The following is a 12930-nucleotide window of genomic DNA, read 5'->3' as shown; positions in this document are numbered from 1 at the left end:
CTGGGGCGAAATAGTCAATCTAATTAGTTATTCATTTGAGCTGCAACTTCATCAGCGAAGTTTTCTTGACGTTTTTCAAGACCTTCACCAACTTCGAAGCGAACAAACTTCGTAACTTTTCCGCCTTTAGATGCAACATATTCAGAAACTTTTTGATCGCCATCTTTAACGAATGGTTGGTCGTTTAAGCTGATTTCAGCTAAGTATTTGTTCATACGGCCAGCAATCATTTTCTCAACGATGTTAGCTGGTTTACCTTCGTTTAATGCGATTTCAGTTTGGATTTTTTCTTCGTGTTTATATTCTTCTTCAGAAACGTCTTCACGAGAGATATATTTAGGGTTGATAGCAGCGATGTGCATTGAAACATCTTTCGCTACGTTTTCGTCAGTTGAACCTTCAACTAAAGTAACAACAGAAATTTTACCACCCGCGTGAATATAGCCACCGAATGCATCGTTATCTGATTTAGTTAACAATTCGAAACGACGGAAAGAAATTTTCTCACCGATTACGTTAGTAGCGTCAACGATTAAGTCAGCGATTGTTTTACCGTCAACTTCTAAAGCGTTAGCAGCTTCCATATCAGCTGGTTGACCAGCAACGATTGCCTTAACAACTGTATCTACTAAAGTTTGGAATTTTTCGTTTTTAGCTACGAAGTCAGTTTCAGCATTGATTTCGACAATTGCTGCAACGTTTCCATCAACGTAAGCTGCTGTCATACCTTCTGCAGCAATACGGTCTGCTTTTTTAGCAGCTGATGAAAGACCTTTTTCGCGTAAAAAGTCGATTGCTTTATCTAAATCACCATCAACCTCAACTAATGCTTTTTTAGCATCCATCATACCAACACCAGTCATATCGCGTAGTTCTTTAACTTGTTTAGCTGTAATATTCGCCATTTGTAAAAAATCCTCCTTAAAATAGTTCGCTTTAGCAACATAATAAATGTTTCCTTCCTTAGTATAACAAAGTTTGTCACACAACTGAAAGATAATATCTATTTTTTGCTTAAACATAATTTTTTCTTATTAAATAAAGCTGCCCAAACAGGTCCAAAGCTCAGCGCCTGTTGGGATAGTCCTGATTTAGACAGCTTTCTTAAAGTTCTAAATGATTAAGAATTATTTAGTTTCTTCGTTTGTTTCGAATAAGTTATCAAAGAAATCTTTATCAGATACTTCTTCAACGTCTTCTTCAATTACGCCTTGGTTACTTTCGATAACAGCATCTGCTAAAGCAGTTGTGATTAATTTAATTGCACGAATCGCATCATCGTTTGATGGAATTACGTAGTCAATTTCGTCTGGATCACAGTTAGTATCAACCATAGCTACGATTGGAATGTTTAATTTGTGAGCTTCTTGAACTGCAATACGCTCTTTACGAGGGTCCACAATGAAGATTACATCTGGAATTCTTGGCATATCTTTGATACCGCCTAAGAATTTCTCTAAACGATCCCATTCTTTACGGATTTCGATAACTTCTTTTTTAGGAAGTAATTCGAAGATTCCGTCTTGTTCCATTTTTTCGATTTCTTTCAATCGTTTGATACGTCCTTGGATTGTATCCCAGTTAGTTAACAATCCACCTAACCAACGGTGGTTAATGTAGTATTGACCAGCGCGTTTAGCTTGCTCCTCAACTGATTGTTGAGCTTGTTTTTTAGTACCAACGAATAATGCAACGCCACCATTAGCTGTTACATCACGCATGTAGTTGTATGCATCATCCATTAACTTAACTGTTTTTTGTAAGTCAATGATGTAGATACCATTACGCTCTGTAAAGATATAGCGTTTCATTTTAGGGTTCCAACGACGTGTTTGGTGTCCAAAGTGTACACCTGCTTCTAACAATTGTTTCATAGAAATAACTGCCATAATTAAATTCCTCCATTTGGTTTTTTATTTTCCTCCGAACGCATCTTATAATGAATAGACTCCTGTGAGAAAGCACCCTGCTCATCATCAACGTTCGTGTGAATTCGGTTTTTACACCGTTAACTAGTATAGGTCATAAATTAGAAAAACGCAAGCCTATTTAAGCAATTATTTCGAACTACTTTGCTTGTAAAATAAACAGCTGTAAATTAGAATCATTACCCTTCTTTTAAATAAGCTAAACTATGTTCTGCTACAGTTTGATTTAATTCATTATTCTGCAGTGTGGATTCTTGTTCATTTAACCCTAGGTGTTCTTTAATTGTATTTAATACAGGCTCACTCAAGGTTTCCAAGGCATCGATTTGGAATAGTAAATAGTTGGTACGTCGCAAGAAAAAATCTACGGCTGTATAAACCATTTCGTAATCCAATGCATAAACTAGACTTAAAGCAACATCAAGCGGATAGTCGAATTTCTCAGCATAAGCTTTCGCGACATTATATCCTGCAAGTACTGTTGGTATATTCGTGCCATATAAATGCGCGAGTTTAGCAGCAGACACTTGATCGATTCCTTTCTTTTCAGCTTTTCTAGTTAGTTCAGCCATCACTTTCTCATAATCAGAAGGGGCAAACTGTCCGCCTGAAACTTTATAATTCGCTGAATCAATTAATTGAAAGTCAGTTCCTCTAGCATTTAATTGTTGAATGACTTCTATTAATACACCCTCAGCCATTTTACGGTAGTCCGTAATTTTACCTCCAGCTATTGTTATCAGACCGGAGTCTGCCGTCAATAAATCACTACCTCGAGACACACTTGATGGTGAAGCACCTGCTTCTGTTTTCTCATCTAAAATTGCCTTCATTTCTTTCTCAACTTGCACACGAGATACGAAATTCTCACGATAAGCATCAAATAGATTGACTAAACTTTCAAAACTTTCATCTGAAAGACTTTGTTTGTTTCCTCCATTATAATCTGACCCTGCATTGCTTGAAATGAGTGGGCGCAACCCAGCCCAACTACTCTCAATATCTGCCAATTTCAGGTTTGCAGTTGGGAATCGATGATTAACTACTTTTAATAAGTAATCAACATCAGCTTGCTCTACACGCGGATGTTTTAAGTCTTCTGTATAATCTGTATCCGTCGTTCCAAAATATGTTTTCCCAAACCTTGGTAATACAAAGACCATCCTTTGATCATTCTCGCCTGAATCGAAATATATCGGTTGACTAACAGATAATTTGCTGCTATCAACCACTAAATGAACACCCTTAGTTGGTCTCATCATTGGAAAACTTTCGGTCTCCTTATCAAGTTGCCTCACAGTGTCTACCCAAGGCCCTGTTGCATTGACTACCAATTTTGCTTGGATTTTAAATTCCTCATCATTATTTAACAAGTCGTTGACAATGACTCCTGAAACTTTTCCTTCTTGGTAACTAAATCCAACTGCTTTCAAGTGGCTAACAACTATTGCACCGTCGTCAACTGCCTGCTTAATATTCTCAATCACTAGACGAGCGTCATTATTATTAAAATCTAGATATGCTCCACCACCGATTAACTGATCCTTAAGTAAGTTAGGTTGACGTTCTAATACTTCTTGTGCGGATAAACTTTTGTTTGCATAAGGACCATCATGAATATTTGCTAATGAATCGTACAGATTCATTGCGACTTGTAACTCAAACGGTGAGTATGATGCTCCTGGTTCATCGTATAAAGGCAATAACATTGGATCCGGCTTCGGAATATGGGGTGCTATGTTCTGAACTACTGCTCTTTCTGAAACGGTCTCTGCGACTACTTCCACATCAAATTGCTTCAAATAACGGATTCCTCCGTGAACTAATTTGGTTGAACGACTACTGGTTCCTTCTGCAAAATCTTGCATTTCAATTAAAGCAGTTTTAATTCCACTCGCTGCAGCTTGTAGAGCTATTCCTGCACCTGTAATTCCTCCACCAATCACAACTAACTCAAATTGTTCATTCTTCAATTGCTTCAAATAATCCGGACGTAATTTGTAAGAGTATTTCTTCATTTATTCGCCTCCTAGTTCGTTAAAGCAAGAAAAGCACTACGCAACTTGCTAGTAGTGCTTTCCCAGTGTAAAAGGACAATCTTATTGTTCTGAAGCTAACTCAGCAAATACTTCTGTAGCTTTTACTGCTTGCTTCCAGCCACGGTTAAGTTTTTCTTTCTTTTCTTCATCCATTTTTGCTGTAAACGTTTCACCAACACCAACTAAACGTTGTAATTCATCTTGGTCTTTCCAATAACCAACTGCTAAACCAGCTAAGTAAGCTGCTCCTAAAGCGGTTGTTTCTAAGTCTTTCGCTCTAGCAATATCGATACCTGTAATATCTGATTGGAATTGCATTAAGTATTTATTCATTGCGGCTCCACCGTCAACTTTTAATAACTTGATATCGATTCCAGAATCTAGTGTCATCGTGTCGACAACATCACGTACTTGATAGGCAATTGATTGTAAAGTCGCTTTAACGAAGTCTGCTTTGGTTGTACCACGTGTTAAACCAAACACTGAACCTCTTGCTGACGAGTTCCAGTAAGGAGCGCCTAATCCAGTAAATGCAGGAACGATATATACTTCATCTTCACTCGTTGAATCGTAGGCTAACTGTTCTGTTTCAGCTGAATCTTTAAACATATTTAACCCATCACGTAACCATTGGACTGCACTCCCTGCAACGAAGATAGAACCTTCTAAAGCGTAATGAACTTTTCCATTTATAGAGTAACCAATCGTTGTTAATAGGTTGTTTTCAGAAGCTTGAGCCTCCTCTCCTGTATTCATAATAATGAACGATCCTGTTCCATAGGTACTTTTCACCATTCCAGGTTCAAAAGCTAATTGACCGAATAATGCAGCTTGTTGGTCACCAGCCATACCTGTAATAGGAATTTCTTGGTTAAAGAAGTGATAACTCTTTGTAAAGCCGTACTCTTCTGAGTTAGATTTAACTTCTGGTAACATCACTTTTGGAATATTCAAAATTTCTAAGATTTCATCATCCCATTTTAAATCGTGAATATTAAATAACATTGTACGCGCTGCGTTAGTATAATCAGTTACGTGAACGTCTCCACCCGTTAATTTATACACTAGCCATGAATCAATAGTACCAAATAATAATTCACCTTTTTCTGCACGATCTTGTGCACCTTCAACGTGATCTAAAATCCAACGAACTTTTGTCGCTGAGAAGTAGGCATCAATGACTAATCCTGTTTTTGACTTAATTAATTCTGTATAGCCATCTTCTTTTAATTTATCCGCTAAGTCAGCTGTTTGACGTGATTGCCACACAATCGCATTATAAATTGGTAGACCTGTTTCTTTATCCCAAACGACTGTTGTCTCACGTTGGTTAGTAATACCAATTGCTGCAATTTGATGAGGTTTTAGTCCCCCATCAATAAATGCGCCAGCAATTACAGATTGAACGTTATTCCAAATTTTATTGGCATCATGCTCCACCCAACCTGCTTTAGGGTAAATTTGGGGGAATTCTGCTTGATGACTTGCAACAATCTCCCCATCATGATTAACAATAATCGCACGAGAACTAGTAGTACCTTGATCAATGGACATAATGTATTTTTCTTCTGACATAAAAATAAATCCTCCTCTTATTCTTCTAGATGAAATGCAACCGCTTACTTAATCGATATTTTTAAAACATTAATCTAATTTTATTTTTTCGTAATTAAGGTAACGTTAACTCAACCGAACTAACGTCACCTCATTTAAATAAAATTAAATTAATGCTAAAGCCATGTTATATAACAACGCACCTACAACAGCACCTAAAATTGGTCCTACAACCGGAATCCAAGCGTAACCCCAATCAGAGTCGCCTTTATTGGCAATAGGTAAAATTGCGTGCATAATACGTGGTCCTAAGTCACGAGCTGGGTTAATCGCATATCCAGTCGTTCCACCTAAAGATAGACCTACAGATGTTACAACGAAACCAACTACCATTGGTCCAAGTCCAGAAGTCAAATTATTTGGTCCCATCGCCATTACAACAATAATTAATATGGCTGTACCGATTGCTTCACCGATAACGTTTGAAGCTGTATGACGAATTGCTGGACCTGTTGAGAAAGTAGCTAAGATTGTCCCTGGATCTTTAGTTTCTTCCCAATGTGGGTAGTAGTGAGCCCATACAAAAATAGAAGCTAACATCGCACCGGCCATTTGAGCAAGAATATAACCTGGTACACTTGACCATGGTAGTGCACCAACTGCTGCCATTGCGATGGTTACCGCAGGGTTTAAGTGAGCTGGCCCCATAATGCCTGATGCATAAACTGCGATTGTAACTGCCAAGCCCCATCCTAAAGTAATCATAATCCAACCAGTGTTTCCACCTTTAGTTTTGTTTAATACATTCCCCGCAACAACACCATTACCTAGTAGAACAAGAATAAATGTCCCAATTGCTTCACCATAAATTTCAACCATTCTAACACTCTCCTATGTTTATATTAGTTTAACAAGAAACGATAATGAATTTGCCTAATCTATCCTAAATCGACACTTTTGCTCAAAATCGAAATTTCCAATGACTAATTAAATAAATGATTACTTATTAAGCTTCATCTCTGCTAACTGTGCTTTAACTGTATCCAAGTCCACGCCGGCTTGTAATAAGGCAGCAGCAGTATAAGTTCCTTCAACAACTGGTACATCGAATACTTCAACTTCTTTAGTTGTGAATTCTATTGCCATTTCAAGGTTCATTTTAGCACTACCTAAATCGTAAAAGGCTAATAAACTCTGAGCAGAATTGCTTTCCATCGCTTGAGAAGCTGTTTCAAAACTTGTTCCAATCCCTCCTTCTTCTGTCCCGCCAACGTAAGTAATTGATACGTCTTTAGCAACTTCTTGAATTAAATCATAAATACCTTGAGCAATATTCGCTGAATGCGAAACAATCACGATTCCATAATTACTCATTAAATTACACCTGCTTCTATCATTGCTTCAAATAACAAACCTGATGAATAAGAGCCTGGATCGATGTGCCCGATTGAACGATCCCCAACATATGATGCACGGCCTTTAGTTGCTTTGGTATCTTTAGTTGCTTCAACAGCAGCTTTCACACTTTCAACAGTTAAGCTATTAGCCTCCAAATCTGCAACAACTGGTGACCAAACGTCAACCATTGTTTTCTCTCCCACTTCAGCTTTGCCTCGTTTTTGAATGCCTGCTAAACCTTCTTTAACAACTTCAGCAATACTTAGGCCTTGGTGTTCAGCTTTAGACATGTTTAAAAACGCTGATCCATAAAGTGGACCTGAAGCACCTCCGACTTTACTTAACAATTGCATCGCAACTGTTTTCAACAGATCAGCTGCTGATTCTGGTGCTTTAGCTTCAAGAGCCTCGATCACGTGTTGCATTCCACGCGACATGTTACTACCGTGATCACTATCACCAATTGGTGTATCTAATTCAATTAAAAGCGCTTTATTCGCTTGAACCTTTTCGTTAAAAAGTTCCATCCACTTAATACTCGTTTGTAAATCCATAAATTTATTCTCCTTACCAAGCAATCGTTTCAGTTGGTGCATTTAACGCATCTAACCAATTACTATCTGACAATTTAATTAATGTTAAAGATAGGCCTTGCATTTCAATAGACGTCATATAGTTACCTACTTTGTGGAAGTCTACAGTAATTCCACGTTCACTTAATAATTCAGCAACGTCATTTGCAAATACATATAGTTCCATTAAAGGTGTACCACCCATACCGTTAATTAACAAACCATATTTATCATCAGAATTTGAATCAAAATCAGCTAATAATTTCTCACCTAACTCGATTGCTAAGTTTTTTGATGGCTGCAATTTTTCTGTACGGTAACCAGGTTCACCATGAATCCCTACACCATACTCAATTTGTTCTTCATTCAATGTGAAACTTGGACGGCCGCCTTCTGGCGTTGTTGCACCAGTTAAAGCTAGACCTATTGTTTTAATATTTGGTACTAGTTCTTCTGCAAGTTCTTTTATTTCAGTTAAAGATTTTCCGTTTTCGGCTGCATTCCCTAATATTTTATGAACTAAAACAGTTCCTGCAACACCTCGTTTACCTTGAGTATATAAGCTGTCTTCTACAGCAATATCATCATCAACAATGACACTTGCAACTTGAATATCTTCCATTTCAGCCATTTCTTGAGCCATTTCAAAGTTCATTACGTCACCGGAGTAGTTTTTGATAACTAGAAAAACACCTGCTCCTTCATCAGCAGATTTAATTGCTTCCAAAATTTGGTCAGGTGTTGGCGATGTAAAAACAGGTCCGCAAACAGCGGCAGATAACATTCCTTTTCCAACAAATCCCGCATGAGATGGCTCGTGTCCACTTCCTCCACCAGATATGATTGCTACTTTTCCAGTTTTATCAGCAGTTCGTTGAATAATTTCAAATCCGTCTATGCGTTTGATTAAATCAGAATGACAATAAACCATACCCTTTAACATCTCATCAACAATTTGTGTTGGCTCATTCATAATCTTCTTCAACAACAATCACTCCTTATATTTAGTATACTTCAATTGTATGATATAAAAATTTTTAATTTTTCGCAAAGAAAACGCTTTCTAATTTTAACGATATTTAAACATTTTATTTATTTCACTATAAAAATGAATTAAATAAGCTTTCACGCACACTAAATTTAAGAATATTTTCAATAATATATCACAAACTATTTTACTAATCTAATTGTCATTTCGAAACACACTAGCTTCTCGATATTGGATTAGCTAAAATGAGTCTGAGGATGGTGATGGCATGACAACTATTTATCAGTATATAAAAAGAATGGAAAATAATGATTTTACTACTTTACCTTTAAATGAGGTGGATGTATTAATTCTCAATGAGCTCGTTTATTTTCCTTTAGACGAATACATCAACAGTGATTTGAATCATCAATCAGGGATTAAATTAAATGATTTATACTTTTTGCTCGAAAACACCCTGAAAGAAATGAAAAAGGAAAATTGGGTACTCGTTTCAGAAGCAAGAATAAGACTATTAAAAGCTATTTCTCAAGCAAAGCGTTATCAAGAGATTATTATTTTTGGCTTCGTCAACCAAATCAAAGTTGAAGAGGAACTTCAGTTCGCAGCCATGTGTCTAGGACTACCGACAAACGAATTATTAGTCTCTTATCGAGGTACTGATGATACATTGACTGGTTGGAAAGAAGATTGTAATCTAATTTACAATCGACTCGTTCCTGCACAAAGATTAGCCAAAAACTATTTGACGGCTGTCTATCACGCTTTTCAGGGTGTCTCCTTGACTATTAGCGGACATTCTAAAGGTGGTAATCTAGCAATCTATGCTGCAGCATTTCAAGATGAAGAAACTCAGAATAGCATTACTGATATCTATAGTTTTGATAGTCCAGGCTTTCAATTAGAGACTATAGAAACTGTTTCATACCAAAATATTCAACCTAAGATTTCGCATTACGTACCTGAAGACTCGATTGTTGGTATGACGCTTTTTCATAGTCAAGCACCCATTGTAGTTAAAAGCCGTAAAAAAGGCTTCTCTCAACACATTGCCACAAATTGGCAGATTGCAGACAAGCAATTAGAAAGATTAGATGATCGTTCTGATTTTAGTTATCTCATCGATGCGGCAGTAAAAGAATGGACAATTGACCGTAATGATGAGGAATTAAAGAAAATATTTAATAGCTGTTTTGATTTACTATATGAAACCGGAGCAGAGTCCTTAATTGAAATTACCTCTAATCCCATCAAATTTTCGAGATTATTTCTCGAACGCTTAAATTTGTTAGAATTAGCTGACCGCGAATTCCTAGAACATAATTTAACTAATTTAGGTGATGTCATAAAATCTCATTTAGTGGAACAAAAGCGTGATCGTTATCATATGATGGCTTTTCAGTTCAACGATTGGTTAAGTAATTTTCAATTAAGTGAGCATTTGACTTTCGAGTCAACTCTTCTCAATAAATTTAAAGAACGTTTCATTCAGAAAAAAGAAGCCTAATTCTTTTCAGTGTTTTTTATTCATCATTATAAGAAAACCTCGGACAAGTCCAAGGATTTTAAATTCTGTTTAGCAGTATAATTTGATTATATCGCTTTACTTTTGTTGAAATACTCAACATAGATCAGCGATTTGTTTTCCATAGCGGTACAAAGGGCAATCGGCGTAGCTTGCTCTGACTTTGAGCGTAGCGAATTAGTTAGAGCCTAGCCAATTGAGCTGGAAAAGCACGAACGTCAGTGAGGCTTTGAAAGCGACCTCCGCATTGGAAAACAATAAGCTGAACGTAGTATAAAGCTTGATAAATCAACATAAAACTTATAAAACCTTATATTATCAGAAAACTTCGGACCTTTAAATTCCGCTTAGAAGTTTTAAATTGATTATATCGCTTTACTTTTGTTGAAATACTCAACATAGATCAGCGATTTGTTTTCCATAGCGGTACGAAGGGCAATCGGCGTAGCTTGGTGTGACTTTGAGCGCAGCGAATTAGACTCACCCTAGCCGATTGAGCTGGAAAAGCACGAACGTCAGTGAGGCTTTGAAAGCGACCTCCGCATTGGAAAACAATCAGCTGAACGTAGTATAAAGCTTGATAAATCAACATAAAACTTATAAAACCTTATATTATCAGAAAACTTCGGACCTTTAAATTCCGCTTAGAAGTTTTAAATTGATTATATCGCTTTACTTTTGTTGAAATACTCAACATAGATCAGCGATTTGTTTTCCATAGCGGTACGAAGGGCAATCGGCGTAGCTTGGTGTGACTTTGAGCGCAGCGAATTAGACTCACCCTAGCCGATTGAGCTGGAAAAGCACGAACGTCAGTGAGGCTTTGAAAGCGACCTCCGCATTGGAAAACAATCAGCTGAACGTAGTATAAAGCTTGATAAATCAACATAAAACTTATAAAACCTTATATTATCAGAAAACTTCGGACCTTTAAATTCCGCTTAGAAGTTTTAAATTGATTATATCGCTTTACTTTTGTTGAAATACTCAACATAGATCAGCGATTTGTTTTCCATAGCGGTACGAAGGGCAATCGGCGTAGCTTGGTGTGACTTTGAGCGCAGCGAATTAGACACACCCTAGCCGATTGAGCTGGAAAAGCACGAAGGTCAGTGAAGCTTTGAAAGCGACCTCCGCATTGGAAAACAATAAGCTGAACGTAGTATAAAGCTTGATAAATCAACATAAAACTTATAATTACTTATACTAAAAAAGGAACCTCTCCGTATTTTACTCGGAAAGGTTCCTTTTGCTAACATTTACTCTCTTAGACTTTTAGGTTTAGAGAGTATTTCACTTAAAATAATCCCTTGCTTGACTGTCTTTGTGTCTAGTTGGACTTTTCTTTTACTTGCTTGAGAAACATCAGAACCGATTGAACGATCAACTTCTAGGAGAATTTCCTCATCATCGTTATACGAAGTCCACTCCATATCGGATAAAAAATCTGCTTCGAAATTATCCCAGTCTATTTCATCTTTTTCAGAAACAGATTCGATAGATTCATATTCACTAGAGATTCCTTCTAACGAAAGTAAGTCTTCTGTATTGCGTTTGTTTTGTTCGGATTGAATCCTCTCAACAAAGTCTTTGATTGTTGCCCGACGATTTTGACGTTTAATAGTATCCTGACTACTTTGACGTCTTTCTGCTGCATCTTGTGCTAAGCGGGCTGATTGTTGATTAATATTACGTTTTCGCTTAGTAGCTGCAACTTGCTGTTTAGACATATCCATCATCGCTTTAGTTGTTGCGGCATTATTTTGTGGTAGGGTTTGTACTTGTTTTTGTTTCATTTTTCGATACTGTTCTTCTCTTTGTTTTAAGTTAATATTTCGCTTAATAAAGTAGAAACCAATCATCCAAATGAACCAAATAATCACTGTAATGATAGGCATAATTATTCACCTGTTTCGTTATCAGTTGGATTCTCCCTAGCAATTGAATCTCTCATTGCAGTATCCGATTGAACATTCTGCATCTTGTAATAGTCCATTACACCTAAATTACCTTTACGGAAGGCTTCTGCCATTGCTAATGGTACTTCAGCTTCTGCTTCCACAACTTTAGCACGCATTTTCTGAACTTCTGCCACCATTTCTTGCTCTTGAGCAACGGCAAAAGCACGACGTTCTTCAGCTTTTGCTTGCGCGATTTTCTTATCGGCCATCGCTTGATCCGCTTGTAATTTCGCACCAATGTTACGGCCTACATCAATGTCGGCAATATCAATGGATAGAATTTCAAATGCTGTTCCTGAATCAAGACCTTTACGTAAAATCGTTTGAGAAATTGAATCCGGATTTTCCAACACGTCTGAGTGATATTTAGAACTACCAACAGTCGTTACAATCCCTTCACCTACACGGGCGATAATTGTTTCTTCACCTGCACCCCCAACAAGTCGTTCAATATTGGCACGTACAGTCACTTTAGCTTTGGCTTTAATTTCAATACCATTCATTGCAACAGCTGCAACAATTGGCGTTTCAATTACTTTGGGGTTAACGGATACTTGTACCGCTTCGAAAACGTCACGTCCAGCTAAATCAATGGCCGCAGCTTGTTCAAATTCCAAATCGATGTTCGCTCTTTGTGCGGCAATTAATGCATCTACAACTAAGTTAACATTCCCACCTGCTAAGTAGTGAGCTTCTAATTGATCTGTATTAATTGTAATCCCAGCTTTTGTTGCTTTAATTAATGGGTTAACAATATCAGATGGCGTAACTCTTCTAAGTCTCATACCGACCAAGTTACCAATACTTACTTTTGCTCCCGAGAAATAGGCTGTAATCCATAAACCAACTGGAACAAATCTAAAAAATAATGCAATTAAAATAATTGCAATGACTAACACAAATACTAACGCAAAAACTGACGTGTCAGTATTGTTATAAGGGTTATTATCAAATAATTCAAACAT

General features: G+C 37.1%; 11 protein-coding genes. 1 reads left to right on the top strand and 10 read right to left on the bottom strand.

What is annotated here, in order from left to right:
- Positions 1–23: 23 nt before the first annotated feature.
- The 8 genes from tsf to dhaK all read right to left on the bottom strand — a co-directional run bounded on the left by tsf (position 24) and on the right by dhaK (position 8476).
- Positions 24–905 (bottom strand): translation elongation factor Ts, encoded by an 882-nt coding sequence (gene tsf / locus GF867_RS10650; protein WP_153833092.1) that lies wholly within the window; start codon positions 903–905, stop codon positions 24–26.
- A gap of 222 nt (positions 906–1127) precedes the next feature.
- On the bottom strand, positions 1128–1889 hold the full coding sequence (rpsB, locus tag GF867_RS10645) for a 30S ribosomal protein S2 (protein ID WP_153833091.1): 762 nt from the start codon (positions 1887–1889) through the stop codon (positions 1128–1130).
- A gap of 218 nt (positions 1890–2107) precedes the next feature.
- Positions 2108–3946, bottom strand: a complete 1839-nt coding sequence (gene glpO, locus GF867_RS10640) for a type 1 glycerol-3-phosphate oxidase (protein WP_153833090.1) — start codon at positions 3944–3946, stop codon at positions 2108–2110.
- Between the two features lie 81 nt (positions 3947–4027).
- Complete coding sequence (gene glpK, locus GF867_RS10635; RefSeq protein WP_153833089.1) at positions 4028–5542, bottom strand: glycerol kinase GlpK; 1515 nt, start codon at positions 5540–5542, stop codon at positions 4028–4030.
- A 144-nt stretch (positions 5543–5686) separates the two neighbouring features.
- The gene (locus GF867_RS10630; protein ID WP_153833088.1) at positions 5687–6400 is read right to left on the bottom strand and encodes an MIP/aquaporin family protein; all 714 of its coding nucleotides are present in this window, start codon (positions 6398–6400) and stop codon (positions 5687–5689) included.
- A gap of 120 nt (positions 6401–6520) precedes the next feature.
- Positions 6521–6895 (bottom strand): dihydroxyacetone kinase phosphoryl donor subunit DhaM, encoded by a 375-nt coding sequence (gene dhaM / locus GF867_RS10625; RefSeq protein WP_153833087.1) that lies wholly within the window; start codon positions 6893–6895, stop codon positions 6521–6523.
- Complete coding sequence (dhaL, locus tag GF867_RS10620) at positions 6895–7473, bottom strand: dihydroxyacetone kinase subunit DhaL (protein WP_153833086.1); 579 nt, start codon at positions 7471–7473, stop codon at positions 6895–6897. The genes dhaM and dhaL overlap by 1 nt, the downstream gene beginning before the upstream one ends.
- Before the next feature lie 13 nt (positions 7474–7486).
- The gene (gene dhaK / locus GF867_RS10615) at positions 7487–8476 is read right to left on the bottom strand and encodes a dihydroxyacetone kinase subunit DhaK (protein WP_153833085.1); all 990 of its coding nucleotides are present in this window, start codon (positions 8474–8476) and stop codon (positions 7487–7489) included.
- A 271-nt stretch (positions 8477–8747) separates the two neighbouring features.
- Between dhaK and GF867_RS10610 the strand changes: the two genes are divergently transcribed.
- On the top strand, positions 8748–9986 hold the full coding sequence (locus GF867_RS10610) for an Mbeg1-like protein (RefSeq protein WP_153833084.1): 1239 nt from the start codon (positions 8748–8750) through the stop codon (positions 9984–9986).
- 1277 nt (positions 9987–11263) lie between these two features.
- Here GF867_RS10610 and GF867_RS10605 read toward each other — a convergent pair.
- Positions 11264–11902, bottom strand: a complete 639-nt coding sequence (locus GF867_RS10605; protein WP_153833083.1) for a hypothetical protein — start codon at positions 11900–11902, stop codon at positions 11264–11266.
- A gap of 2 nt (positions 11903–11904) precedes the next feature.
- Positions 11905–12930, bottom strand: a complete 1026-nt coding sequence (gene floA, locus GF867_RS10600; RefSeq protein WP_153833082.1) for a flotillin-like protein FloA — start codon at positions 12928–12930, stop codon at positions 11905–11907.

The sequence above is a fragment of the Fundicoccus ignavus genome, assembly GCF_009659375.1.
GTDB lineage: Bacteria > Bacillota > Bacilli > Lactobacillales > Aerococcaceae > Fundicoccus > Fundicoccus ignavus.
This window is presented reverse-complemented; position numbering and strand designations above follow the sequence as displayed.